The following is a 24,724-nucleotide window of genomic DNA, read 5'->3' on the forward strand; positions in this document are numbered from 1 at the left end:
CCTTTAGGTTGCGAAAAATACGCCGGCCTCCATGTGCGCCGGCGTGTACTCGTCGAGGCGCGCGCGTAGATTGGCCGCGCGCTGGGGTTGATAGAGATCGTGAAACACTCCCATTTCCGATTCGTCGTCGGCGCCGGCGGTGACGGCCGGATCACACGTGATGGCCAATTGGCAATAACGCGGTGAACCATAACGGCTGCCGTTGAATTCCGGTTCTACCCGATGCGCCGTTCTCTCGGTGAGCGCGGCTTTCTCCTCGAGCGTCACCGCCACCGGTGGGTTCGCCTCTTCGGCGCGCCGCTTTTGCTCGTCGAGCGCCGCGGCAATCGCCGTGTCGGGCTCGCAGTGGAACCGTTTTGGCGTGCGCGATCCCGGCGGCACGTAGCAAAAGCGCATGCACCCGATCTGCCGGTGTGCCACGAAAGTCTCACCCTGGAAAATCGTGTTCTCGGCGAGCTCGATGACGTGGACGCACGTGCGGCCCAAAACTGTGCTCCGCTCGACGTGAAACACGATGTGGGCCGCCGGACCATTGGCGGAACCGACGGCCACGCGATCGCAACTCGTCGCGTCCACGATGCTATCGGTGACCACGATGCGCCCCGGCTCTTCGCGGACTTCGTCGGCCACGACCAACAGAGTTCCGACGATGGAGTGCTCGATGCGCAGGGTCGTGCGCGTATTGATCAATTCGACGCTGGGCTCGTTCGGGCGCTTCGGCTCGCAGTCGCACTCGAGCATCCAGCCGGGAACGAGCGTGGAGTGCCGCACCATGACCTCGCACAGGTCCGCATTCGTCTCGCATTCGCCGTCGCGATCCGGGCCATAGATCTGCAGGCCTCGCCCGGCGATCAGGAGACCGTCGAGCACCACGCGCGCGCCCTTTCCGGTGGCCGTGATGCTGAACGCGTCGGGGCGATCGGCCATGTAATCGAGCAGCCGAATGACTGGGAACTTCCGATTCGCCGCGCGCAATTGCAGCGTTTCGCCGGCCTCCACCGTGATGTTCAAGGGCTCGGTGTAAACGCCATTGTCGACGATCTCGATGACCGCGGAGAGAACGAATGGCTCGCTTTGGGCTTTCCGCGCTTCCTTGTCCTTCGCCCACGCTTCGAGTGCCGCGCGAATCGTTTTCAGCGGCCGATCGGCCCCCACCTGGTAAATATGGCTGCCTCGAGGCTCGGAAAGAGGCCGCTGGTACTCGCCGCCTCCGATGTCCGCGCTGAATGCATCGTGGTACGTGACGCGCACTCCCGATTTGGGCCATTGATTTGCCGGAAAGACGATGCGGCCGAGCACGGGATCCACCGCTACGCGGTTCCTGGGAGGTGGCGGCCCCCACTCGGAGAGGTCCGCGGGAATGATGGCCTCACGCGGGATCGGACCGCGATCACCCTTTTTGGGCCAATCGTGAGCCCAAATGGTGATGCTCTTGCCCTCACCGTAATAGTCCGCGGACGCTTGCGTGCGCTCGAGGCGCCCATTTTTCATGACCCGCTCTTCGAACGCGCGGCGCGTGATGCGGTCCGGAACGGTGAGCTCGGGCGCGACACCCGGGCCCGCAGGCTGCGCCAAGGTGAAAAGCGGCGTGTCGTGGCCCAAGACGTCGAAGGTGAAGCTCTGCGGCCCGACGCCTTCGACGCAGCACGCCGCTTTGTAGGTGACCGAGTCCGTGCGCAGGCGCCACACGAAGACGGCAACGTCGGGAATATTGTGCCGGCCGCGCGTGCGGGTCGAAACCGAGCGGCGCACGTCCACCGTGTAGGCAGAATCGTCGAACGGCCCGTCGACCCGGTTCATGCTGCGGCCGTCGCGGAGGTCGCGCGTGCGGCCGCGATCGAGACGCACGTGCTGCATGGACTGCGTCGCGGCGAGCAGGCGGTACGTTTCCACGGAAATCGCCGGCCAGCCGCTCACGCTTCGCGCGAGATCGGGGAGCAGCGACGCGGTCCCTTTGCGCCGGCGGTACGCGATGGTGTCGGCCACGTCGCGCCGCGGGATCACGATGCGCTCGCGCGCTTGGGCACGCGGCGAACGCACATCCTCGGAGGCCCGATACTGATACACGGGACGATATCCAATCAGGTCACCAATGTACGGAACCACCCACGGCTCGCAGGTCTCGATGAAGAGATTCTCGTAGAGCTGGGTGATATCGTCCTCGACCAGGTTCACCTGTTCGGCGATCACCCGGAGGAGCTCGCGAAGAGGAGGCGACGCGGTGCTTTCGTCCACGTCCCCTTCCGTCACCAGCTCGGCGTCGCGCGAGCGATAGATCGCGGGCAGCAGTTCATAAAGTCGGTCGATCGATTGGCTCACGCTTTCATCTCCGCGAGTTTCAGAGTCTCGGTCACGCTCGGCGACAAGTAGGCGATTTCGGCCGGCAAGAATTCATGCGGCAATTCACGCTTCTGGTCGATTCTCGCCAGGTACACCGGCGGATCCTTCTCATCGGGGAACTCCGTCTTGCCGGCATCGCTCACCACGCCGAAGGCGTTGAGGTTCACGCAGGTGACGCCCTCGATGGCGTGGATGCACGCGAGGACTTCGCTTCGATGCAGCGGCTGTCCGAGCTCCCTTCGGTCGAAGGAGAAGGTATCGCGCAGCGCCGCCTCGATTCGAGGTCGAACCGTATCCCACGGATGGTCCTCATCGACGGACACCGAGGCGTCGATGACGATGAATTTCGCCGTGCGCGCATCCACTTTGACCGGCTGCTGCGGGTCTCCAAAGCGAAGGAGCGCCGTGCGAAGGTTGCGCAGCAGATTCGACGTATCGTCGATGGGAATGTCGTCGACACCGGCGACCGTGACGTGCACCACGTTCCGGAAGCCGTCGGACAAGACCACCGCGCTCGCTTTGGCGACGCCGGCGAAGGTGCGTGAAAAATCCGCGTAGTCCGACACCGACACCAATCGATCGAGCGCGGTCACCGACGCCGGTGCATTCTGGCGGATGAGCGAACGCGAGTCGCGATCCGCTCCACCGGAGGCGCGCTTCGGATTGATCACCTGGGAGACGCCCCCCGGATTGTCGGTGACCGTCTTGATCTGCCCTGCTTCGACGTTTCCGTCTTTGCCAATGCCATTTCGGTACCGCGAATTGACATTGTTCTGCCCCGTCGGAAGCCGCGCACCCTCGATGCCGTCGCCGAAGGTCACCGTCGTTTTTCCGGCGTCGTCCTGACGCGTGATGAACATGCGATCGCGCGGGCCGGTGTCGAAAAAGCTGGGGCGTTCGTGCCAGCGCACACCGTTGACCTGTACGTCGAGCGTGCTCGCGACGCCCGATGGCGTCGGTGCCGACACGAAGGTGAGCGGCGATTGGCCCAAGGTGAACGCCTGGTGCGGGATGGTCCCGTCGCCGCTGCCCAAGATTTGCGCCCGCTTCTCGCCGTGGGTGGCAAGAACGACGTTGGCGTTGATCGTCACGGTCTCGCGCACGTACGTGTGCCCCAGCGCCCGCTCGAGTTCCAACGTGCTGTGCTCGCGATCGCCTTTGCGCTTGGCATCGAAGGAGTGCGTGACCGCCGCGACCCTGGCCAGCTCGCTCCATGGCACGCCGGCCGCCTGGACCTCGGCGTCTTCCGACGGATCCGATGTGCCATCGGCGAGAGTGACCGGCGGCAGCTTCGCGCGAATGTCCGCACGCTCACCGGAGACGACGACCCATTGGCCGGCGCTCAAGTCGGAATAAACTTGCTCGAGCTCGAGCGAATGGCCTTCGACGGGGTCGGGGATCGGAATGCCGGCGAGCGTCAATGGCGCGCCAGGCAGGTAGACGACGGTGCGGCGGATCGCGTCAAAATTGTGGGGTAAGGTGTTATCCTCGAGGTTACCCTGGGGCGGTGACCCGGACCAGTAGCCGAGCCAATTGCGGGGCAACCCGCCATCCTCAATGAGCTCGATGCGCGTCGTCTTCCCGGAGAGGCCGAATCCCGCCTTCGACTGGGTGCGGACCTTCCCCGCGCGGACCACCGATCGTGCCGGGGCGGTCAACGGGGTGAGGACCGTCTCCAGGAGAAGCAGGTCACCGATTTGGACCCCCTCGTAGGCGTTGTCGAGGTAAAGCACGTTGGCTTCGCCGCCCTTGCTGTCATCGGCGAGCGGTACGGCATCGGCGTGTTCTGCCTCCGGCAGGGCGAGTGCCGTTTCGCCGATCGCCCTCGCATTGTCGACACCTCCCCCGCCGCCCGAGGAGGGCGGTGCCAAAGGCTCAAAGGGCCACTCTTTCTCTTTGGTGAGGTCGTCTTGTTTGGAGCGCACCTTTGGTGAGGACGCGCCGAAGAGCGATACGCGTGTGAGCGGGAATACCTCGAATCCGAGGTCCTCCGTCACCTTCGCCGTCGAAAGCGCGCGATAGGCCTCTGCGGCGGCCTCCGGGTGAAAGCTGGCGAGAATGCGTGGAACGACATCACGGTTCTCGTTGAACGCGGCTTCGGTTCCAATCGGATTTTCGGGCTGATCTCCCGGCGTGATGGTCGATTTGAGTAACCCAGAAAAGAGCTCGAGCGTCTTGATCCCGTTGCCCTCACGCTCGGGGCGCGGAGCCGCCAGCTTTGCCGGCGTCGTCGGGAGAGGTATCCCTTCGAGGTCGATGAGATCGAGTAGGCGCGGAAATAGCAGGAACGCGATGCGGCCCTTATTCTGGTCCACGGTGACGGAGCGAATCCGCCGTATGCCGGCGACGCCACCCCGTACGAAGAGAAGAAAATCGTTCGGCTTCAAGTTCGTGGAGTTGCCTTCCACGTACAGGACGTCCTTCAACTCATTCGTGTCGTCCTTTTGGCGGTTGACGAGGACGTTCTCGTTATGGGTCTGAGGAGGGCGCTCCCCATCCGCCAGAAGTTTCCCGATGTCGAAACGGATATCTTGAGGCATCGTCCTGCGCACTTGCAGATTGTTCCACTCTGCGCGCGCCTCGATCGTGACGGACGTCTCGAAGGTCTGGGCCTTCTCCTTTTTACCCGGATTGGGCACGCTTTGCGCCCGAGTGCCGGCGGGGATGACCACGACTTTCGGGCTCGATTGCACGGTGTATGCGAGGTAGACGCTCGCCGAAACGCCGGGCCGCGGCTCATAGCCGACCAGGTTTGCCAGGTGGGTAACCGAGGCCTTGTCGACGGCCGTGCGCAGATAGGCCTCGTTGGCGATGCGCTCTTGATAGAACGAGAGCACGTCGGCCACCGTCGCCCATGCATCGAGCATCGCGATGGACGGATCGCTCGAATCGCGCGCCATGAGCCCGTCGAGACCCTGCCGGTGCTCCGCGCTCGAGAGGCGAGCTTTCATCGTCGATAGAAACGTCGCGTGCGTGCCGACGCGGTACTCGATCGACGGGAGTCCCGGCCGATTCGCAACCGGGACCAACGTCGCACCGCTCGCGGCGCATGCCGAACAACCGCAGGGCTGCGTCATCGTCCTCCTCCCATGATGAGCGTAAGCTTTCCGTGCTCGGGGTAATCGGGATCACTGTCCAATTGTGCGATCTCGTCGGGGCGCAGCTCCAGCTCGCCCGTCTTGTCGTCGAGGGGCACCTTCGGCTCGAAGAGCCGTCGCAGCCATATCAGCGAGACCCTCTCCACACCGACGACCGATTGCACGGCGGAGAGAATGTCGCTCGGGCATATCGCAGTACCGAACGTGAGTGCGTCGGCGTGGAAGAATCCGAGCTTCCCACCGGGCAAGACCCCGGTGCCGAGGCGCGCGGCCACGTCGGCCTTCACGTGCGCACGCAAGTAACCGGGCTTGACGCACACCTCCAGCTTCAAATCGATGGGCACGTAGCGCGCGGGCACGACGCGCAAGTCGTGTCCGAGCCGGCGATAGACCTCGAGGCGTTCTTCGATGCTCTTCAGAAGCGCAGGATCGACCTCGTCGGTCCCCAGCGGATCGATGGCCACCTTCGCCTCGTACCAGCTCCCCGTCCACTGGAGCGTCCCTGACGCCCGCTGAATGCGCGGATCCTCTTGCGCGAGCACCGCGTAGTCATCGCCGGTAATGGCACGGCGCAGGTCCGCGCGAAACGCGTGCGGTGCAGCGAGCTTCACGTGGGCCAGCGTTTCGGGCGCCGTTCCACCGATCGCGGGACGCGGATTGCGCACGGTGATCTTCACACCGTCGAGCTTCGTGCGCGACACGATGCGGGTGATCGTCTCGGCCTCGACGTTTCCGGCCAATGGATTCCCGAATCGATAAACCGCGCGCAGCGACATATCGACCTCCGGCTGCGCACCGAGCTCCCCGTCGCCAAAACGCACGTGACCGAGGCGCGCCTCGTCGACCTCCAGCACGAAGTGACGGTCGTATCGCCCGCTCGCGAGGAGATCCCGCCGCGGCTCCCAAATCGACGTCACCGCCGGACCATTCGGGGGCTTCGGTCCCGTCGCTTCGATGTACGCCACGGGGAGCGCGGCCCATGGATCCTGGCGCACCATCTTCGAAGCCCCGACGCTCGTCGGCTGCGCGGGGAGCCTCTGGCGAAACACGGGCTCCGCCTTGTTCAACAGGGGACGGACCCTCTCGGGAACCGCTTCGACGTCCACCAGGCTTCCTTCGCAGGCGCACGTCCCCATCACCTCGCGCGCTCCCACGACCACGGGCGGGTCGGTGGCGCGGCAGCCGTGGTCGGCGAGCAGCACGTTGCCACGGGCCACCGTGAGGTTCTCGATCCGGCGGCATTCCGGGGCAGGAAGTACCGTGGTGACGCAAAGGTCGAATGGAAGCGCGTCCTCCGTGGCCCACTCGATCTCGACCACGTGCCGCTGCGTCAGCTCGTCGAGCCCCGGCGCGACCTTGGTGAGCCGCACGAACCAGCGGTGCAGCGGATCGGCATCCGCCGGCGTGCCCGTCGAAGGGCCTAGAACCTCTTCGAAGAGCAACACATCGCCAGGCCGCAGGCTGCTCAACGGACGCGCGCGCGTTCCATCTTCCGCCGGCTCGGGCGTCGACCATTCGTCGAGCAACGTGGCGCGCGTCGCGCCGCGTGGAAGCGCGCAGTCACTGTCGCCCCAGGTATAAAACAGGATCTCGTTCTGCCCCGCCCACAGCGAAAGGGTCTTCTCCGCGCGCTCGCGCAGCGATTCGAAGCATTGATAGCGATTGGGCGTGATGCGGGCCAACGCGGACTCTTTCACGATGTCCGGGCCGAACGAGCTCATTTCTTCCGTCGCGGTGACGAAATACGTGTCGTCGAGATCGAGCGCGTCGTCGCCAGTTCTGTCGCGGTCGGTCGTGAGCACGAGCCACACGCGCGCATTGCAACCTTCGTGAATTCGATAATCGACGAGGCGCGCGTGGCGCCGAACCGAAATACGCTTTCGCGCCGTGTCCAGGTACGACTCGGTCCCCACGGAATCCTGGTAATAGCTGAGATGGTCTCCCACGTACGCCAGCAGTTCGACCAGGGCGATGCCCACGTCGGGCACGTGCCGCTCGGTCCATTCGGGCATCACCAGCGCGAGCCGGTCGAGGATCAGCCGTCGAAAGGACGAATAATCTTTCGCGAGGTAATCGATCGCCGGCTCCTCGCGCGTCTCGTCACAGCACCCCTCTGGCGCCGGCGCACAATCGAGATCGCTCGGACAATGGATCTTGAAGCTGAAGGTGACGCTCGAATACCGAACATCGAATCCCGGCAGCGGCTTTCCCGTCGGGCGCCCATTTTCGTCGACGGCCACCAGGCGCAGCTTGTACGGCGAAAAATCGCCCGCCTGGTCCACCACGACGCGCAAGCACTCCTCGTGCTCGGGATCGTCGTCGTAGCCCGGCGTGATGGACACCACGCGGATGTTGCGAATGCGGCGCCCTCCCTCGATGACCACGTTCGCGATCGCGAGATCCCGGGGTACCTCGGCGAAAAAGTGAACGCAGAGCGTTCGCTGCGACGGATCGTCCTCCACCACGTCCACGTAGTCGAGACCGTTCCATTTCTTGTCGCGCACGAGCTGCCGGCGCTCATCCACCGCACACGTCAAGTCCGAGCCTCGCACGGTGCTCATGGTCGCCCTTGCCCTTCGATAACGTCTTCGTGGAGCGCGCCGGTGCGCAAGATGACATAGCGAATCACGATGCGAAGCGTCGGCCCCTCGGCGGTGACGACCAGCGATTTCACGTCGATCACGTCACCCAACCAGCGCTGGAGCGCAGCGCGAAGCGTGTACTCCAATGCGGAAGCCAGCTCGACGCTGTTGGGCGCGAAGATCAATTGCTTCAATCCGCTGCCGAAGTCCGGCCGGTTCACCCGCTCGCCCGCCGAGGTGAAGAGCAGTTGCTCGATCATGTCGCGCACGTGCTGAACGTCGTCGGCAGTGGCCGTACGTTTTCGCACGTCGAATCGTAAAGGAAAGGCGATGTTCATGAGGTTACGTTCCAATCGCTCGAATTTGTGTTTGCGCGATGATCAAAGGTGTCCCGGGGGGAACGCAGACGGACTGGCTGTCCAAGAGCAGGAGCGGGATCCCGCCACTGGTGACGCGCACGGCCGACGTCGTCCACATCGCCGTCACGCACGGGCCATTGCCGCCCAAGGCGGGCGGCGGTAGCGCGCAGCCGGCCACGGTGTACGGCGGCGCACGCGTGACCACCGGTTGCCCGCTCACCAGTACACGGGGCGTCGTGGCCGTCGGCTGCGCCTGTCCGCCGTGCATGCAAAAGACCGTGGCACCCAAGTGAAGAATCGTTCCAGGCATCGCGTCTCCTGCGTCATATGACCGTGAGTCCGGCCCCGTTGATATCGGTGATATTGCCGGTCATCGTGATGATCGCGCCCTTGCCGTTCGAGATCGTGATGCCCACGTCGTTCACCATGATGAAGGCCCCGGTCAAGGTCTTGAGGACGATGCCGACGCCGGGCGTGTCGCTGAGCATCAAGGTGTTCTGCCCCGCCGTTTGAAACACGATGTTCGGGCTGGCGGGGATGCCGGCGAGCGCCAACTTCGGCACTTCGGCCGCGGTGCCCCAGTAGGTGCCCACCCAAATAGGATAATCCGGGTTGCCTTGTTCGAATTCGATCCATACGCCGGCCCCCACCTGCGGCACCATGTACGTTCCCATCTCCTTGCCGGCGAGTGGAACGCACGGCATGGCGTACGTCGTCGGTAGAAGGGCCGAAACGTCCGTCACGATGGCCTGAATTCGGCCTATCTGCAGCGGGTCGACGTTGTTGATGACCGTCCCACGGTACTTTCCGTAATACCTTTGACCTTGGTCGGCGCTGCCTTCTCGGCCATTCATCCCGCTCATGACGGCACCCGCGGTACGGTGGATACGAGCCCATTGCGGACGAGCGTAAAGTCTTGCTTGTACTCGCCGCGCTTGATGTTGTGGGTCACGCTTTTGACGAAATAGAGCCCGTCGAATGCCTCACCCGCGCCTCGCACGCCCACCAGCCGGCGCGCTTTCAGGGTTCGGCCGTAGCGAAGCACGTCGAGCGAGCCGGTCCCGGACACCGCATCGGCGTGGTGTGTCGTCTTCGACAGCCCGCGCAGGATCGCCTCACCCATGGTCAACTTGGCGGTCGAAGGGATCTTCTCGATCCGCTGTGGAATGGGCTCAATCAGGCCGAGCGGAGGGCTCAGTGGATTGATGTCCGGCAGCGGTACCGGAATCGGGAGTTTGAAAATGGGATCTTGAATCATGACGATCGGCAATACCCTTGCGTCGTTCTGAAAATCGAAATTCAACGACTCGACGTTGGTCTCCGCGTCCATATCCACGTTGAGCGCCGGCTGGGGCACACCGGCCCGGATCTCCGGTCCCCAGTAGGCAATGCTCGTCAGTGGGGGTCCGGGCTCGAGGTAAAAGACGTATCCGGCATCGCTCGCCAATTTGGAGATGTACCAATGGTCGCTCCCTTGATGGCGTGGAATGATGTCGAGCGGATTCGGCGGCACCCCATTGAGGCTCGGAATGACCCGAGGGACCACCCCGAAGAGCGCATACTTCGCGAGAATGAGCTCCACCCGCGCCTCCGGCGGCATGGCCGGGTACGGGATACCGCTCGTGTCGACGAAGTCCATCAGCGCGGTCAAATCTTCGCCGGTCACCGTGAACGTCGATGTCGACCCGCCGCTCCCCGAGGAAATGCGCGTCTTCGTCACGACCCCATCGACCAGCACCTCGGGCGTGCCGTTGATCGTCGCAATGAGGACGACGCGCAAATTCGCTGGAAGCACACCGCCGGCGAGAAGAAACGTGGTCATGAGCGGCGATCGATTGGTCACACCGAAGCTCAGCTCGAAACCACTTCGGGACTCCGTGCTCGACGTCACCTTGACGGACCTGAGCGCGTCCGTCACCGGCTCCGGCACGGGAGCTGGGATGGAGGGTCCCACCATGAGCGTGAGGTAAAGGCCCTTAAGCACGGCGAGGCCCCGGAAGCCCTTCGGGCAATGTAATCCGAATGATGCCGCCAATGCGCAAAAGGTCGTCCGGGTTCAAGGCCGCGTTGGCGTCGCAGATTCGCCAGAATTGCTCGGGATCGCCGAGATGCTCGGCCGCAATGTGATCGAGCCGCTCGCCTTCACGTACGGTGTGCTCGCGCAGAAAGGCGAAGCTTTCGGGCGGCGCGATCAGCCGCCGTGCCAAGTAGATGACCTTGGTCCCATCGGGCAGCGTGAGCTCCGCGGTGCCAGCGGTGAAGTAGCGGCTGGTCGGGGACAACGTATCGACGCTCATTGGGGGGTCCTCGTGAAGCCAAGGGACGACGGGCTGGCCCCCGCGGTCGCTTTGATGGCGAGGTCTTCTTTGTTTTGCTGATAGGCGAGATAGATGTTCCCGCTGGTGGTGAATCCCAGGTCGTAAACGGTGAGCACACGCAAACCGAGATTTACCTTCGCGCGCAGCGGGTTGAGAGCAGGGTCGAAGGCTTCTTCCGTCACCGACAGCTCGGTGATCCGCACCGGCACCGTGCGCTGCCGGCTCCACACGAAGAGCATGAGCGCCGTCTCCATGGGCGCGATTTCCAACGTGCCCTTTTCCGCGTCCGCATGATTGCTCTTGATCTGCGTCACGGTAGGATAAATCGTCGTCTCGAGCGCCGACAGGATTGGAGCAATGCCGTAGAGTTTGACCAAGTTGTCGTCGACCTCCAGCTGGTCGGCCGCGTCAATCTCGGCCTCCAGCTTGATGGTCTCCACTGGCGGCGCGCGCAAACGCAACGCCTCGCTGCGGTCGGCATTTTCGCCCACGCCCTGCACCTGCAACGAGCGGGTCAGCGTGTCGGGGTTGTACTGCAGAACGATGGTCTTCTGCACCGTTCCGTTGTCGGGGTCGACCAAAACGAGGCCACCTTTGAGCAGTCGCGGCGAACCGGGAAATGCGCTCACGAGCGATCACCACCTCTCGGCGCGACGCTCGCCGCTTCAGGGAGCACGGGTCCTAGACCGCGGTGCACGGAACGCGCGAGCTCGCGGCCGATCCGCGTGCCGCCTGCCCCAGGATCCACGGTGATGGGTGCGGCCGCGAGCGAGGCGACTGCGGCGCCACTCCACGGCGGACTCGCCTCGCCGCGCGCCGCCTCGCCGTTCATTCTGGAGAGTAGCTCGCGCTCCAGCGCGTGCGCCATCCGGCGCGTCTCCGCGGGGGAGAGCTCCACGCCGTCCAGTACGATGTGTTCAATATGCAAGTTCAATTTCATTGCGCGACCGCGTCCTCGGTTATCCTGTCGCTCTCGTCGTCCAATTCGCTCTCCTGCCAACGAAATTCGGATTCGTTCGAGCGTCGTTCGAGCTTCTGCAGCTCGGAGCGAATGGCCCCGAGCACGGCCGGCATGGTGATCACAGTGCGGGCCTGTGCCGCCGCGAATGCGGCGTTCATCGATACGTTGCGGATCGAGCCGCCGGTGAGCGCGAACTTGGCGAGGCGCTCGTAGTCGAGCCGGCCGAGCGGCGCTTCCGCGGGAAACGCACGACGCCAGATCGCGCGCCGTTCCCGCTCGCCGGGAAAGGCGAATCGGACGGAGAAGCGCAAACGCCGCATGAACGCCGGGTCGAGGGCGCTTTTCATGTTGGTCGCTAGAATGGCGAGCCCGCGATAGGCCTCCATGCGCTGCAGCAGGTAACTCACCTCGAGATTCGCATAGCGGTCGTGGCTATCTTTGACGTCGCTGCGTTTGCCGAAGCAGGCGTCGGCCTCGTCGAAGAACAGAATCGCACCGCTGTCCTCCGCTCCATCGAATACGCGGCGCAAGTTCTTTTCCGTCTCACCGATGTACTTGCTGACGACCGCACTCAAATCGATGAAGAGAAGCTGCAGCTTCAGCTCGGAGGCCAGCACCTCTGCCGCGAAGGTCTTGCCCGTGCCGCTCTCGCCCGAGAACAGCGCGGTGAGCGCCAGACCGCGCTGGGACCGAGCGCCGAACCCCCACGTGTCGTAGACGGTCGTGCGGTGCTCGACCTGCGCCGCCATCTCGCGAAGCTGCGAGAGCTCTTTCTCGGGCAGAACGAGATCGTCCCATTGGGCATGCGGGGTGATCCGACGCGCGAGCCCTTCGACCCGTGGCGCAGTTGCATCGACGCACGCATGCCAAAGGCCGGCGCCGTCGAGCGCGCCGTCGGGATCCCGTGAGACGGTGGCGGCGAGGCCCTGGATGGCCACTGTGTCGAGCTCGAATTGGCCCGACAGGCGCCCGGCGAGGTCCTCGGCTTCGGGGCCAAGGTGCTCGAGCCAAATCGCGGAGCGCTCGGCCGCGGTCGGCTTGCTCACCTCGAAGATCGCGGAGCTGCGGTCTCCCGTCGCTCGTGGCTCCCGTGTCCCCACGAGCACGACGCCTGGCACGCGCGCGATGAAGCGCTCGAGTGTGGAAGCACTGGACTCGCCGACGTTGTGCGCATCGACGTAGAGTGCGACCGGACCGAGCATCGCCTCGCGGCGCCAAAGTCGGACGAGCAAGTCGAGCTCGTTCGTGCCGCTGGGAAGCAAGTCGGCATGCAGTCGATACGGACGGAACCCGAGCGCGTCTTCCACGTGGGCGGCAATGAGCTGCACGCTCTGCGCGTCGCGCCCGACGAGCTGCACGGCGGGGAATCCCGTCTCCCGTGAGCCGGCACCGATGCGACGCACGACCGCGTCCGCGATCGCTCGATGCGATGGCGGCAGCGCGAGATCGCGGGCGCCCTCGAGCGGTTCGAGCAGCGGCATCCAGCGCGCGTCGACGTGGTGAACGCCTTTGACGAAGCTCAGCACGCGCTCGTCGATGCGGAGTGCCCGCGCGGTCAAGCTCAGCGTGTCGATCGCATCGAGTTCGATCAAGTGCCAGAGTCGAAGCGGGCGCTCGGGCGACAGGGCGTCCCACGTCGGCTCGTCGAACAACGACATGGCGAGGGCGAACGTCGGATACGCCTTTCGCGGATCCTGCTGCGCACGGGCACATAGTGGGGCCACGCTCGTATCGATTTCCATGGCCAGGCAGAGGAGCAGTACTTCGTATTCGAACTTCGACAGGGCGAAGCGCTCGATGAGCACCTCGAGCCGCGACGGCGAGCCCCACGCGCTCGCGATCATCGCGGCCTCGGCGTCCGCAAGGGCCTGCTCGCTCTCCTCGGTGGCCCCGGAAACGGCCCGTTCGAGACGCAGACGGACCCATTCCATCCCCGATCCGAGGCGATTGGCAGCGGGTCCCGCCGGCGGAGGATGGGACGGCGTCATGGTAGGGTCACCGTTTGCTTGGGGGAAAACTCGGGTAGGCCAGTGACGGCGTCGATGTCGACCGGGCTCGAGTCCACGCCGTCCACGCGCAGGCGAACCACGTACGTGCCAGCTGCGAGCTCACCGAGATCGATCTGGACGCGATTTTGCACCGAGTTCGATCCGGTGGCGGGAAACTCGTGGTCATCCAGCAAGACAATGGCGCGCTGGTTCGGCGCGATGGGCGGACTGCACTCGACGCGCAGCGCCGGGCCATTCGGGCCGGTCACCTTCGCAATGTTGGTGACCGTCGGGATAACCACGAGCGCAACCTCGTTGGTCGTGCGCGCAATGTCGTTCTCGATCGGAGGCGGATACCGCACCGAGACCGAATAGATTCCCGTCCACCACGGTCCGGGTGTCTCGTCGAGGGTGACGGGAAGCGTCGTCGCCGTCGCGTCCGCGCCGACCTTCAGCGTCGGCCGCTCACCGAAGCGTCCATGCGTGAAGCGGACCTCGCGATTCACGCCCTCGAGCGCCGTTCCGAGCAGGAAAACGCGGTCACGCAATCGAGCCCCGGGCTGCCCCAGCGGCAAGCGGACACCGGAGAGGACCGGCGGCGCCGCGGCGGTGGCCGGCCAGCCGCGATCGAGCTTCCCGCGCCGCAATACCGGGAGAGGCCTGCGGCCGGTGGCCTCGCCCTCGATGAGTACGACCGACACTTGGTAGGCGGTCGATACACGATACGGCGCTTGAAACGTCGTCCACAATTTATAAAGGTCTTCGATGGTCAGCGTCTGAGGCGTAATGCGGACTCGTTCGATTTGGCGATTCAGGTTGCTGTCGGAATTATTTTGAATCGCTTCGCGCGCGAGTACGGGAGTCTCGTGAAAGACCAGCATCGCGCGCGAGAGCATGGCGTGACTCTTTGGCTCGCCGCGATCGTCTTCCTCGCCGTAGGCCGTCAACAAGTAGTGCAGATCGAGGGCGAGCGGCGGCGTCGCCGCCTCACCCGAGCGTCCGCGGTCGGGCATATCCATGTTTCGATACGCCGCGTTGAAGGTCACACCGTAGAGGAACAGGTTGATCTGGTTTTTCGTAGGCTCGCTGTCGCGTGCTTTGTCCGGTGGTCGCACGGTGACGACCTGACTGCCGAGCAGCTCCTTGAGTTCCTCGTCCTTCTCGAGCATGCGCTTCAGCGTCGCGGTCACCGCGTAGATGGCTTGTGCGTCGCTCATGGCTCCCTCCTCGGACTGCGCTGGCGAAGGTACATCTCGAGCGGCATGACGTGAGTGCCATTGGCCCGTGGCGCCGGGGCCGCAGCCGGCGTGGTCGCTCGAACCTCGATGCGTCCGATGGAGATGTTCACCGTCGGTTCGACGTCCACTCCGCGCGTCGCGAACGCACTCGCGCTTTTCGATGTCGAACCGGGGTTGCGCGCTCCGGCACCGGCCGCGTCACGCGCGGATTCCGCGTGCACCGCCGCGGCGTGGGCCGCTCGCGTCGAAACACGCGGCGCCGCCGCCACCGTCTCTCGCTGAACACGCGCCGCCACCGCGGTGGAACGCGTACGTTCGCGGTCCGACGGGCCCAATGGGGTGCCTCGCTCGACAGAGCGCGGTGCGCTGCTCGAGATAGCCTGCTCGGCGTCCCGCTCCGGAAGCGCTGCGGCAGCATGGACATACGATTCCACGGGCTCGTGCCCCATGAGCGGCGTCCTGTCTCTGCGCAACGCTGCCGGCTCGCGCAGTGAAAATGCAGTATTCGGCTGCACCGCGAGCCGCGGCCGTGCGGCCATCGACGCCGTCCGGTCCACGGGCGCCGCCTCGTACTCCGTCGGCGCGGGCAGGTCCACTTGCCCAGGCATGGGTGCGTCCGGATGTCGCGCAGAAAAGGGCCTCGTCTCCGTTTCACGCGGCAATCGACCCGGCTCGACCTCCCACGCGACCTCGAGCTCCGGCATCGACGGCCCCGGGGCTGGGGCCTCCGTGGAAAACACCCCGGGCCCCTCGAACATCGACGGCGCACGCGGCGCGAGGCCCGGCGCAGCACCGAGGGCACGTGCGGCCACACGCGACAGGAAGTCGCTCATGCGCCCCCCCAATCGAGATACATCTGCCGGCGCACGTGGCTCAGCGCGAGGATCGCGTCCTCGCTCCATCCATAGCGGCTCGCGAGCTCGTGAACTTCGCGAATCAAGCGAGACGCGGTGGCCCGTATCTCCGTCCATAGGTACGACACCACGTCGAAGTCAGCGGTCCACGCGTGCGAGCAATCGGGGCACGAGAGCTCCACCCGAACATCGGCTTGCGGATCCGCCACGCGCATGCGGTCAGCGACCCGCGTGGTCAACTCCTCGGGCAGGGTTGCCGGATCGCAGGCAACCCCGGCTCGCGCCGCAGAAACGCATCGCGAAAGAAGGACTCCCCGCGCCTCGGGCACGCTCCGCCTGGTGCGTGCATGAAGAAGATCGCGACTCGTTGGAACACGGAACGCCACTTCGTAGTCCTCCCACCTCACGACACCTTCGTTGGAATTCGCGCCGTCACGGTCCGCGCCCCCCGATGCGCTTGCATGCACGTCGTCGGCCGTGAACTCCACCTCGAGGCGTTCGGAGCACTCGGGGCAGATGGCCACGCAGCTGAAAGGGCGCCCGAACGTCGTCATGTGCAAATCGAGCAAGTGGGCGTCCCGCTGGCCTATCGTCAGATCGCAGCACGCGTCTTCCGCCAGATCGGGACGCGCTTCACGCAGCATGACGAGGCCGCGTTCGACGTGACCGCGCCCCTCCGCCGCCTCCCATATTCGTAACACGTCGTTGCTCGACAGCGCTCTCATGATGGTTTAGGGCGTAATCGCTTTTTCCGTGGGCTCACGAACGCTCGGATCGCGAATCCAGCCTTCGTTCTCCAGTTTGATGTGCTGAATCGCTACCGCATTGGCATTCGCGTCCAAGTCGGGAACGGCCTGGTACTCCGAGACCCAGCAGCGGAAGATTTGATACGCGATCGCGAGCTGCCCAGCCTCGTTGTAGACTTCGAGGATCAAATCCTTGCGAAAATCTTTGAGCGACACTTCGTTCCCGTCACCGGCCCGAAGCGCCCAAACCTTGTTCGCCCACTGCTCGAAGTCCGGATCGTGCGTCACCCCACGCTCGAGCGTGATGGCTTCGTACTCCGTGCGACCTGCCGATTTACGCGTCGTGCTCGGGTCGCCGCCCTCGCGATGCTTCACCACCTCGGTCGTGCGCTTCAACGCGCTGACCTTGCTGATGCCGGCCACGAAGCGGCCATCCCACTTGATTCGGAATTTGAAGTTCTTGTACGGGTCGAACCGTTGTGCATTCACGCTGAACTGAGCCATTTTCGTCCTCTCCCTATGTCGCGATTTGTCCAGCGAGCTGCTGAATCGTGACGACCACGAACTCCGCGGGCTTCAGCGCGGCGAAGCCCACGACCACGTTGACGATCCCTTTGTTGATGTCGCTCTGGGTCGTCGTTTCCTTGTCGCATTTGACGAAGTACGCTTCCTGCGGCGAAGATCCTTGGAAGGCCCCCTGTCGAAAGAGATCGTGCATGAACGCCCCGACGTTGAGCCGAATTTGCGCCCACAGCGGCTCGTCGTTGGGCTCGAAGACCACCCATTTCAGCGCTCGAAACAACGTCTCCTCGATGAAGAGCGCCGTGCGCCGAACGGGAACGTACTTCCAGTCGGAATCGCCGCTATTGTCGGCTCCCCCCACCGTGCGCGCTCCCCAGAGCACCGTACCGTAGACGGGAAAGTTCCGAATGCAGTTTACGGCTTTGGGGTTGAGAAGGCCGTTTTGGAAGTCCGTGAGCTTCGACTTCACGCCCAGCGCACCGACCAGCGACGCCTCCGTTCCAGCCGGCGCCTTCCACACCCCGCGGCTGCCATCCGTCCGCGCGAAAATCCCCGCCACGAATCCGGACGGTGGCAAGTCCTTAGGTACCGTACCCAGAGGATCGGGCGCACTGATCCATGGGAAGTACACGGCCGCGTGGTTATTGACCTTACCGAAGGCCTCGACCTGGCCCCCAATGTCGGTCCTCGAGGCGTCCTTTCCGGCGTCGACAATCAAGAATGCGCGCCTCACGACGCAATACGCTTCCAGCGGTGCTGTCCCCTCTTGTGCGCTGAGACCGGGCACACACAAGAGATTGAACAGGTCCACGGCGTCGAGCAGTGCCAGACCGCCTTTGCCATCTTCGCGGCGGACGTTGAGCGCTGTCATGAACGCGCCCGATGTCGCCCCATCGGGAGAGAGAACGTCGCCATCGGCTCCGCCCGCGAGAAACGCCGGCTCTTCCTTATCGTTGGGTATCGCCGGCGTCGACGTCGCCTTCACCCGAACGAACTCCGATTGGCCTTCCAAAACCGAGACCACGTAGCGGGGATCGTTCTTATCGAGGGACAGATTGTCGAAAACCTCGACCCTGGTGACGGGCTTGCCGTCCTTCGGCTTGACGTGCACGGCAAGCTGAAACCGGCTGCTCGCGGTCTTCTTGCTCGTCACGCCGTACTGCTTCGACCACTCTCCCTCGGATCGTGCTTCGAGCGAAAGTGATTTCCCCTCCTCGCCCGGCAGGGCGACCTCCCCCTTCTTCGCCGTACCGGAGGAGACGAGCCGCACGATGTACGCCTGCTGCCCTCCGTTCACGAAGAAGCTTTGAACCGCGTATCCCAAATACGAATCCGCGTGGAGCCCATCGAACGCGGCCACGTATTCGGCAAAACTCGTTACCAAGACCGCGCGATCGGTTGGCCCCTTGGGTGCCCACCCGATGAATGCAGCAATGGATGTGGAGACGCCGGTGATCGTACGCACCCCACTCGAGATCTCTTCGATGTACACTCCCGGATAAGTCGGCTGCACCGGCATGTTCTTCTCCTCGTTTTTTTACTCACGTCGGACTTTCCATCGCCCGCGCTCTGACTATCTTCGATTCATCGCACTACGGCGTGATCGCCTTTTCCGTGGGTTCGCGGACGCTCGGGTCACGGCTCCACCCCTCGTGCTCCAGTTTGATGTGCTGAATGGCGACGGCATTCGCGTTCGCGTCCAGATCCGGTATCGCTTGGAACTCCGACACCCAGCAGCGGAAGATCTGATACGAGATCGCCAGCTGCCCCGCCTCGTTGTAAACCTCGAGGATCAGATCCTTGCGAAAATCCTTGAGCGACACTTCGTTTCCGTCTCCGGCGCGAAGCGCCCAAACCTTGTTCGCCCACTGCTCGAAGTCGGGATCGTGGGTCACCCCACGCTCGAGCGTGATCGCGTCGTACTCCGTGCGCCCGGGTGATTTCCGGCTGCTGCTCGGGTCGCCGCCTTCGCGGTGCTTCACGACCTCGGTGGTGCGCTTCAACGCGCTCACCTTGCTCACTCCGGCAACGTAGTGGCCGTCCCATTTGATCCGAAATTTGAAGTTCTTGTACGGATCGAAACGTTGCGCATTCACACTGAACTGGGCCATTCTTCGTCTCCTACGCCGTCGCGATCGGACCGGCGATTTGCTGGATTCGCACGATGACGAATTCGGCGGGTTTCAGCGGTGCAAACCCGACGACCACGTTGACGATTCCCTTGTTGATATCACTCTGGGTCGTCGTCTCTTTGTCGCATTTGACGAAGTACGCGTCCTTGGGCGTCGTGCCTTGGAAAGCGCCCTGACGGAACAGATCGTTCATGAACGCGCCCACGTTGAGCCGTATCTGCGCCCACAGCGGTTCGTCATTCGGCTCGAACACGACCCATTTCAGCGCACGGTACAGCGTCTCTTCGATGAAGAGCGCCGTCCGGCGGACGGGAACGTATTTCCACTCCGAGCCGATTTCGTCGTTTCCATCCAGCGTGCGCGCGCCCCAGACCACCGTGCCATAACCCGAAAAGTCGCGGATGCAGTTGACGCCCTTGGGATTCAAAAGACCATTCTCGACATCGGTCATGGTCGTCGTGACGCGCGATGCACCGACCAGCGTTGCCTCCGTTCCAGCCGGGGCCTTCCAAACACCGCGACCGGCGTCCGTTCGCGCGTAGATCCCTGCGACGAAGCCCGACGGCGGGAAGGCCCGCAGGCGATTGTCGGCAGCGGGATCGGGTGCGGTAATCCATGGGAAGTAGAGTGCCGCGTACGAGCTGTCGCTCGTGTGAAGGTCCCCCGCGTCGGTGGGGACGGTCGTGATGGTCGCGGCCTTCTTGGCATCGACGAGGAGCAGGGCACGCCGTTGATGGCAATAAGCGCTGAGCAGCTGAATCGCCGCCGTGTCCTGAAGACCAGGAACGGACAGCAGGTTGAAAAGGTCGACGTCGTCGAGCAAAACCAAGCCTCCGCCACCTTGCGTACGATTGGCGTTCAATGCGTCGACGAAGGCCTTTCCCTTGTCGGCACCGTTGGGATCGGGGTCGAGAACCTTGGCGTCCCGCCCGTGTGCAAACGGCGTAAACGCCACGGGCTTCGTCGGCACGGGCAGCGGGTCTTTCTTCGGATCGGGTTCATCCATCTGAAGGAGCTTCGATTGAGCGTTCAGCACATTCAGGACGTAGCGCTCGTCGTCTTGCTTCGTCGATAGCCCCACGAACGACTCGACGGGAACCAGCTCGTCCTTCTTGGCCCCTTTCTGTGACACGACGATTTGAAATCGATCGTCCGTCACCGTGAGCGCTGCACCGTATTCACTCGACCAAGTACCCTCACGCCTGGTTCGCAGCTCGATGAAGCGCTTTTCGCCGTTTGTTTCACCGACCTCGAGTTGGAGATCCCCTACCTGCCCCGCGTCGGCGGCGACGGTGGAGACGAGCCGCACGATGTACGCGAGTTGGCCACCATTGCTAAAGAAGTGACTCACCGCGTACCCCAAGTACGAACGTGAATCGAGTCCTCCGAATTGCTCGACGAAGTCGTTCCAGCTGGTGACCAGCGTCGCAACATTCGGCCCGGTGGGCGCCCAGCCAGCGAAAGCGGCAATCGAGGTTGCCACACCGGTGATCGTGCGAACGCCGCTCGAAATCTCCTGAACGTACACTCCGGGATAACTGACACTCACCGCCATGGTTTTCTCCTCGTCTCGCGGTTGCTCGAACGTGAGCCTCTCTTGTTCAACTTCCGCGCCACCCTCGAGCTTCGGAAAACCTCGCGATTCCAGGTCGCCAACGTTGCAACCTGCAACACGGCCCGTTGCTTACGCAACGTCCTCGCCCTGCGTTTGCATCGGCCGTACGCCTTATTGAGGCTACGTGACCGTCACAATGCACGAGGTCGGCTACCTCGCAGATGCAACGCTGGCGCACGATGCGGCCCGCTCGCCGCCTGGGCAGGGCTCTTTGTTCATCCACTCACTGAGCGATGGCGTGCACGTCACCGTGTCCCTCATGAAAGGGCTGCGGAGATCGTACTTCATCATGTCACAGCGGAATTCTTTATCCTTGCGTGCATCGTAGTAGGGCGATCGTGTGTAGCATCTCCTCGATCCAGGGAGATGTGACATGACGGCAATTACGATTTCGGGCACCACGGTCAGTTATACGAAAGTAGGAAAAGGCCCTGGCCTCGTTCTCGTTCACGGGACGAGCCTCGATGGAACATCGAACTTCGCCCACATCGTTCCGCGCTTCTCGGACGCGCGCACGGTCGTGGCTCTGGATTACGCGGGCGCCGGTGCATCGACGATCCCGGAAGGCGATTTGACGCTGGATTTGCTGGTCGATCAGGTCGCGGGTGCCATTCGCCATGCGTCGGACGGCCCCGTGGATCTGCTCGGAGATTCCTTGGGTGCCGTCGTGGCCGCCGCCACGGCCGCGCGCCACCCGGCGCTCGTTCGTCGTCTGGTTTTGGTCGCTGGGTGGGCGTACAGCGGAGACCCTCGCCATCAATTGATGTTCGGTACATGGGCGCGCCTCGAGGGGCTCGACTCCGAATTGGGCAATCGATTTGGCATGGCCATGGCTCTTCGGCCCGAGTTCCTCACGGCCCTTGGGCACGAGAACATCGCGCGCGCATTGATGCAGAAAACGCCGCCCAACACGCTGCGCCGGATTGAGCTTGGCTTGCGCGTCGATATTCGCGACGAAGCGAAGAAGATCGTTGCACCGACGTTGATCATCCAGGGGACGGACGACTACCTGGTACCGGAATACCAGAGCCGTGCACTGCGAGAGTCCATCGACGGAAGCCGCTACGCATCCGTCGAGAGTGGGCACGGCATCTTCTTCGAGAAAGCCGATGACGTCGTGGCGTTGGCCCGAACGTTCCTATTCGATTCTATTCCCGCATCGAATCAGTGACGACAAGCAAAGCTCGCCAACTAGAAACGGCTCAATTCACCGTCACAGGGGCCGACGTTGTGGGGGTTCCCGAACCGGCCACGTTGTCAGCGGTGATCGTAAAGGTGTACGTACCGCTCGCGAGCCCGTCCATCACGGCGAACGTGGTGTGGTTGTTCAGCACCAGCACATTGCGCCCGGTGACCACGAGCTTCTTGCCGCCCGGCGATGCGGTAATCGTATAAGACACCACCGGACTGCCCCCGTCGCTTCCCGCGGGCTTGTTGTTGACCAAAACGGTGGGTGCCTGAAAATGCACGCTCGCCATGCCCTTGCCCGCCTTCACCGAGACCGATTGCGGCGCGTCGGGCGTTCGCACGCTCGCCGTCGATGGGGTCACCGGCAGCGAAGGCAGTGACTCCGTACTACTGCCCGCCGCGTTGGTGGCCGAGACCTGAAATGTCGTGGCCACGCCGTTGGTCAGTCCGGAGAGCTTGACGTAACCGGTCGCCGCAAACTCGTCGGGCGAAACCGCGAGGCTTTGCCCGCTGGAAGCACGAACCGTGTACGACGTCACCTTGGAGGCGCCTTCGAAAACGGGCGGGTTCCATGACACATACGCGAAGCCATTGCCTCCGAACGCCGCCACGCGCTGCGGCGGCTCCGGCGCCGGCGGCGGGCCGTCGAAGAAGTGCTTCGCGAGGATCCCTTCGAACGCGGGCTCCAAGCCGGCGTTGTCGCGAATCGCCGCCGGCACCTGATCGAACGACGTAAAGAGTTTGTTGCCGCGCACCATGACCCCCAGCGAAGAGGAGTCGGCATCGCCCTGTTGCCAATAATTGTCGGCCACCAACGTGGGATCGTTGTTCTTCGGGTCCGAACCCGGCCGATAGTCTTTGTGCCGAGAGCCCCAGTTGTCGAAATTCGGCTTGAACATCACGTTGCCCACGAGGGACACGAACGTGGCCCCGTTGTCCGTGTAGATCATGTGGCCTGAACCCCACGGATCGTAGGTCACGTTTCCGGTCACCTTTTCGCCGTCGTCGAGCGAGGTGCCCGTGATCCCCTGCGTGTAAATGGCCCCGCCGTCGGCCAAGAGCTGCATATGGTTGAAAATGAGGTTGTTGGCCACGCGGTTGTTCTTCGACGGATTGGGCGTCGCAGCCATTTGAATCTTGTCGGGCCAGCCGCCCCAACCCATGGATATGGCCGCATACGCGGTATGATCGATCTGATTGTGCTCGATGAGCTGATTTTGCGAATAGCCGTTGATGATGGCAATGCCGCCGTGAAACTCGACGGGCACGTCATAAATATGATTGTTGACGATCCGATTGTCCTTGGTCAGCTCACCGGGCTCGGGCGCGAGGAGTTCCACCCCGCCCACTTCGAGGGCGTTGCCGGAAATGTCCGTGAACACCGAGCCTTGAACCACGTTTCCTTGGGAACCGGTACCGAGATCGAGCCCGGCTGCACCGAGGTGCACGAAGGCGTCGTCGAGGAATTGAATCTTCGAGCCGAAAGCAAATTGCACGTTCGCCGGGATTTTGGTCCACGCCGCGTACGGGCAGGTGCCCCTCGGCGTCACCAGATCGCAGAGTGCCTGCGTTGCATAACCTCGTTGGCCCGTGACCGTGTAGTTCGCCTGCACCTCGGAAAAGCCTTCGGGCGAGCTGGGGAAGAGCCACGTGGCATAGGAGAACTGAAGCCCCGAGAAGACGATGTCGTGAATGGGCCGCTCGGCAGTCCCCTTCCCTGCGACCAACACTTCGAGGACGGGCGCCTCGACGTCGGCCGCCGTCAGGTCTTCGCCGGGGCGCGGAACGTAGAAGATCGTTCGCGCCGTGCGATCGAAGTACCACTCGCCGGCTGGGCCGAGCAGCTCGTACGCATTTTCGATGTATTCGGGTTTGGTTGCCACGTTGCCACCGCCCACGAGGTTGACGGTGCGTCCTTTGTATTGATCCGGCGGAAAGGTCACCCGCTTCGTATCGTTGTCCCAACAGGGTTGGGCCATGGTGATGGCCGTGCCGGAGATGCTCGCCACAGGACAGCGTGGCTCGGTCCACGGCCCCGGGTTGGACGAATTGCGCTCGGACCAAAGGGAGTCGCCGCCGGTCCAGACGAATTCGATGTCCGTGGGGTTGCGCCAATGCGCCATCGCGTCAGAGCTCGCGGTGTACCCCGTGTCGGTGATGGTCAAGGCGACCGGCGGGCGGGCATGCGTCCTGTGCGCGCGCACTCCATCGACGTAGAGCTGGCGGGTGTTGTCGAGTCCCGCGGGCGCGGGCGCGGACCACAGGTTCTTCCCTGCATCGATCTTCTTCCAACCGGTGACTCGTGCTCCACCGCTGATCACCGGGTGCGCGCCTGACGCAGCGCGGTAGATTACCTTGTGGCCATGGTTGCCGGAGTCCTTCGCCTCGAGGCGGAGCGGCTCGCTCAACCGATGGACGCCGTCCATCAAAACGACGGCGATATCTGCAGACATGCTCGCATTCCGCGCGCGGACCAAGTCGCGCGCGCGGGTAAGGCCTTTGACCGGGCGGCTCTCCGTGCCAGGGTTTGCGTCATCGCCCGACGGCGACACGTAGATCGACCGGACGGCGGCCACGCCTTCGGGGACGTCCGAATCGGCAGCGTCCAAATCTGCAGTGTTGACACCGGTGTCAAATTCAGAAGAATCGCACCCCGCGAGGCTGGACGAGTGAATGAATGCTGCGCCCATGAACAACGCGATCGGCCTTCGAGTGATCCCTCGCATGCTTGTCCTCCGCCCACAATACATCGGATGAATTCTTCATTCAGCATGGGCGAAGTT

The 24,724-nt window shown here is 63.6% G+C and carries 21 protein-coding genes; 3 read left to right on the forward strand and 18 right to left on the reverse strand.

Going from position 1 to position 24,724, the window contains the following annotated elements; translation table 11 throughout:
- Nucleotides 1-3: 3 nt before the first annotated feature.
- Genes LVJ94_24740 through LVJ94_24755 form a run of 4 tightly spaced genes read right to left on the reverse strand, consistent with a single transcriptional unit; the run spans nucleotide 4 to nucleotide 8,328 of the window.
- The gene (locus tag LVJ94_24740; GenBank protein ID WXB10422.1) at nucleotides 4-2,319 is read right to left on the reverse strand and encodes a hypothetical protein; all 2,316 of its coding nucleotides are present in this window, start codon (nucleotides 2,317-2,319) and stop codon (nucleotides 4-6) included.
- Nucleotides 2,316-5,417, reverse strand: a complete 3,102-nt coding sequence (locus tag LVJ94_24745; protein WXB10423.1) for a putative baseplate assembly protein — start codon at nucleotides 5,415-5,417, stop codon at nucleotides 2,316-2,318. The genes LVJ94_24740 and LVJ94_24745 overlap by 4 nt, the downstream gene beginning before the upstream one ends.
- Nucleotides 5,414-7,999 (reverse strand): putative baseplate assembly protein, encoded by a 2,586-nt coding sequence (locus LVJ94_24750; GenBank protein ID WXB10424.1) that lies wholly within the window; start codon nucleotides 7,997-7,999, stop codon nucleotides 5,414-5,416. The genes LVJ94_24745 and LVJ94_24750 overlap by 4 nt, the downstream gene beginning before the upstream one ends.
- Complete coding sequence (locus LVJ94_24755; protein ID WXB10425.1) at nucleotides 7,996-8,328, reverse strand: GPW/gp25 family protein; 333 nt, start codon at nucleotides 8,326-8,328, stop codon at nucleotides 7,996-7,998. The genes LVJ94_24750 and LVJ94_24755 overlap by 4 nt, the downstream gene beginning before the upstream one ends.
- Before the next feature lie 68 nt (nucleotides 8,329-8,396).
- Between LVJ94_24755 and LVJ94_24760 the strand changes: the two genes are divergently transcribed.
- On the forward strand, nucleotides 8,397-8,672 hold the full coding sequence (locus LVJ94_24760; GenBank protein WXB10426.1) for a hypothetical protein: 276 nt from the start codon (nucleotides 8,397-8,399) through the stop codon (nucleotides 8,670-8,672).
- A gap of 30 nt (nucleotides 8,673-8,702) precedes the next feature.
- Here the strand turns inward: LVJ94_24760 and LVJ94_24765 are convergent, their stop codons facing one another.
- Together LVJ94_24765 and LVJ94_24770 are read right to left on the reverse strand one after the other, a co-directional pair.
- Nucleotides 8,703-9,242 carry a phage baseplate assembly protein V gene (locus LVJ94_24765; GenBank protein ID WXB10427.1) on the reverse strand — a complete coding sequence of 180 codons (540 nt, stop codon included), beginning with the start codon at nucleotides 9,240-9,242 and terminating at the stop codon, nucleotides 8,703-8,705.
- Nucleotides 9,239-10,201 (reverse strand): hypothetical protein, encoded by a 963-nt coding sequence (locus LVJ94_24770; GenBank protein WXB10428.1) that lies wholly within the window; start codon nucleotides 10,199-10,201, stop codon nucleotides 9,239-9,241. The genes LVJ94_24765 and LVJ94_24770 overlap by 4 nt, the downstream gene beginning before the upstream one ends.
- Between LVJ94_24770 and LVJ94_24775 the strand changes: the two genes are divergently transcribed.
- Nucleotides 10,200-10,349, forward strand: a complete 150-nt coding sequence (locus tag LVJ94_24775; GenBank protein ID WXB10429.1) for a hypothetical protein — start codon at nucleotides 10,200-10,202, stop codon at nucleotides 10,347-10,349. The two genes, LVJ94_24770 and LVJ94_24775, sit on opposite strands and share 2 nt — an antisense overlap.
- Nucleotides 10,350-10,355: 6 nt before the next feature.
- On the opposite strand, the gene LVJ94_24780 is transcribed toward LVJ94_24775, so the two are convergent.
- From LVJ94_24780 to LVJ94_24830, 11 genes are all read right to left on the reverse strand, one after another.
- Entirely contained in the window at nucleotides 10,356-10,676 is a 321-nt protein-coding gene (locus LVJ94_24780) for a LysM peptidoglycan-binding domain-containing protein (GenBank protein ID WXB10430.1), read from the reverse strand.
- A complete protein-coding gene (locus LVJ94_24785) occupies nucleotides 10,673-11,326 on the reverse strand; it encodes a hypothetical protein (protein ID WXB10431.1) in 654 nt (217 codons plus the stop codon). The genes LVJ94_24780 and LVJ94_24785 overlap by 4 nt, the downstream gene beginning before the upstream one ends.
- Complete coding sequence (locus LVJ94_24790; GenBank protein ID WXB10432.1) at nucleotides 11,323-11,637, reverse strand: hypothetical protein; 315 nt, start codon at nucleotides 11,635-11,637, stop codon at nucleotides 11,323-11,325. The genes LVJ94_24785 and LVJ94_24790 overlap by 4 nt, the downstream gene beginning before the upstream one ends.
- On the reverse strand, nucleotides 11,634-13,589 hold the full coding sequence (locus LVJ94_24795; GenBank protein ID WXB10433.1) for an ATP-binding protein: 1,956 nt from the start codon (nucleotides 13,587-13,589) through the stop codon (nucleotides 11,634-11,636). Before LVJ94_24795 ends, LVJ94_24790 begins: the two co-directional genes overlap by 4 nt.
- 53 nt (nucleotides 13,590-13,642) lie before the next feature.
- Nucleotides 13,643-14,863: a DUF4255 domain-containing protein gene (locus LVJ94_24800; GenBank protein ID WXB10434.1), complete on the reverse strand. Its 1,221-nt coding sequence runs from the start codon at nucleotides 14,861-14,863 to the stop codon at nucleotides 13,643-13,645.
- Entirely contained in the window at nucleotides 14,860-15,717 is an 858-nt protein-coding gene (locus LVJ94_24805; protein ID WXB10435.1) for a hypothetical protein, read from the reverse strand. The genes LVJ94_24800 and LVJ94_24805 overlap by 4 nt, the downstream gene beginning before the upstream one ends.
- Nucleotides 15,714-16,463, reverse strand: coding sequence for a hypothetical protein (locus LVJ94_24810; GenBank protein WXB10436.1), 750 nt, complete (start codon nucleotides 16,461-16,463; stop codon nucleotides 15,714-15,716). Before LVJ94_24810 ends, LVJ94_24805 begins: the two co-directional genes overlap by 4 nt.
- A 6-nt stretch (nucleotides 16,464-16,469) precedes the next feature.
- Nucleotides 16,470-16,988, reverse strand: a complete 519-nt coding sequence (locus LVJ94_24815; protein WXB10437.1) for a phage tail protein — start codon at nucleotides 16,986-16,988, stop codon at nucleotides 16,470-16,472.
- A gap of 13 nt (nucleotides 16,989-17,001) precedes the next feature.
- On the reverse strand, nucleotides 17,002-18,525 hold the full coding sequence (locus tag LVJ94_24820) for a phage tail sheath subtilisin-like domain-containing protein (GenBank protein WXB10438.1): 1,524 nt from the start codon (nucleotides 18,523-18,525) through the stop codon (nucleotides 17,002-17,004).
- 73 nt (nucleotides 18,526-18,598) lie between these two features.
- Entirely contained in the window at nucleotides 18,599-19,117 is a 519-nt protein-coding gene (locus LVJ94_24825; protein ID WXB10439.1) for a phage tail protein, read from the reverse strand.
- Nucleotides 19,118-19,127: 10 nt separating this feature from the next.
- A complete protein-coding gene (locus tag LVJ94_24830) occupies nucleotides 19,128-20,693 on the reverse strand; it encodes a phage tail sheath subtilisin-like domain-containing protein (protein ID WXB10440.1) in 1,566 nt (521 codons plus the stop codon).
- A 433-nt stretch (nucleotides 20,694-21,126) separates the two neighbouring features.
- On the opposite strand from LVJ94_24830, the gene LVJ94_24835 reads away from it, so the two are divergent.
- Nucleotides 21,127-21,924 (forward strand): alpha/beta hydrolase, encoded by a 798-nt coding sequence (locus LVJ94_24835; GenBank protein WXB10441.1) that lies wholly within the window; start codon nucleotides 21,127-21,129, stop codon nucleotides 21,922-21,924.
- A gap of 31 nt (nucleotides 21,925-21,955) precedes the next feature.
- Here the strand turns inward: LVJ94_24835 and LVJ94_24840 are convergent, their stop codons facing one another.
- On the reverse strand, nucleotides 21,956-24,550 hold the full coding sequence (locus tag LVJ94_24840; protein WXB10442.1) for a right-handed parallel beta-helix repeat-containing protein: 2,595 nt from the start codon (nucleotides 24,548-24,550) through the stop codon (nucleotides 21,956-21,958).
- Between the last annotated feature and the right edge of the window lie 174 nt (nucleotides 24,551-24,724).

It is taken from the genome of Sorangiineae bacterium MSr11367 (assembly GCA_037157805.1).
Classification (GTDB): Bacteria; Myxococcota_A; Polyangia; order Polyangiales; family Polyangiaceae; genus Pendulispora; species Pendulispora rubella.

Coding starts and splice junctions, on each gene's coding strand:
- LVJ94_24745 (WXB10423.1), bottom strand. CDS start 5,417: ATGACGCAGCCCTGCGGTTGTTCGGCATGCGCCGCGAGCGGTGCGACG.
- LVJ94_24750 (WXB10424.1), bottom strand. CDS start 7,999: ATGAGCACCGTGCGAGGCTCGGACTTGACGTGTGCGGTGGATGAGCGC.
- LVJ94_24760 (WXB10426.1), top strand. CDS start 8,397: ATGATCAAAGGTGTCCCGGGGGGAACGCAGACGGACTGGCTGTCCAAG.
- LVJ94_24765 (WXB10427.1), bottom strand. CDS start 9,242: ATGAGCGGGATGAATGGCCGAGAAGGCAGCGCCGACCAAGGTCAAAGG.
- LVJ94_24775 (WXB10429.1), top strand. CDS start 10,200: ATGAGCGGCGATCGATTGGTCACACCGAAGCTCAGCTCGAAACCACTT.
- LVJ94_24770 (WXB10428.1), bottom strand. CDS start 10,201: ATGACCACGTTTCTTCTCGCCGGCGGTGTGCTTCCAGCGAATTTGCGC.
- LVJ94_24780 (WXB10430.1), bottom strand. CDS start 10,676: ATGAGCGTCGATACGTTGTCCCCGACCAGCCGCTACTTCACCGCTGGC.
- LVJ94_24790 (WXB10432.1), bottom strand. CDS start 11,637: ATGAAATTGAACTTGCATATTGAACACATCGTACTGGACGGCGTGGAG.
- LVJ94_24795 (WXB10433.1), bottom strand. CDS start 13,589: ATGGAATGGGTCCGTCTGCGTCTCGAACGGGCCGTTTCCGGGGCCACC.
- LVJ94_24800 (WXB10434.1), bottom strand. CDS start 14,863: ATGAGCGACGCACAAGCCATCTACGCGGTGACCGCGACGCTGAAGCGC.
- LVJ94_24805 (WXB10435.1), bottom strand. CDS start 15,717: ATGAGCGACTTCCTGTCGCGTGTGGCCGCACGTGCCCTCGGTGCTGCG.
- LVJ94_24810 (WXB10436.1), bottom strand. CDS start 16,463: ATGAGAGCGCTGTCGAGCAACGACGTGTTACGAATATGGGAGGCGGCG.
- LVJ94_24815 (WXB10437.1), bottom strand. CDS start 16,988: ATGGCTCAGTTCAGCGTGAATGCACAACGGTTCGACCCGTACAAGAAC.
- LVJ94_24820 (WXB10438.1), bottom strand. CDS start 18,525: ATGCCGGTGCAGCCGACTTATCCGGGAGTGTACATCGAAGAGATCTCG.
- LVJ94_24825 (WXB10439.1), bottom strand. CDS start 19,117: ATGGCCCAGTTCAGTGTGAATGCGCAACGTTTCGATCCGTACAAGAAC.
- LVJ94_24830 (WXB10440.1), bottom strand. CDS start 20,693: ATGGCGGTGAGTGTCAGTTATCCCGGAGTGTACGTTCAGGAGATTTCG.
- LVJ94_24835 (WXB10441.1), top strand. CDS start 21,127: ATGACGGCAATTACGATTTCGGGCACCACGGTCAGTTATACGAAAGTA.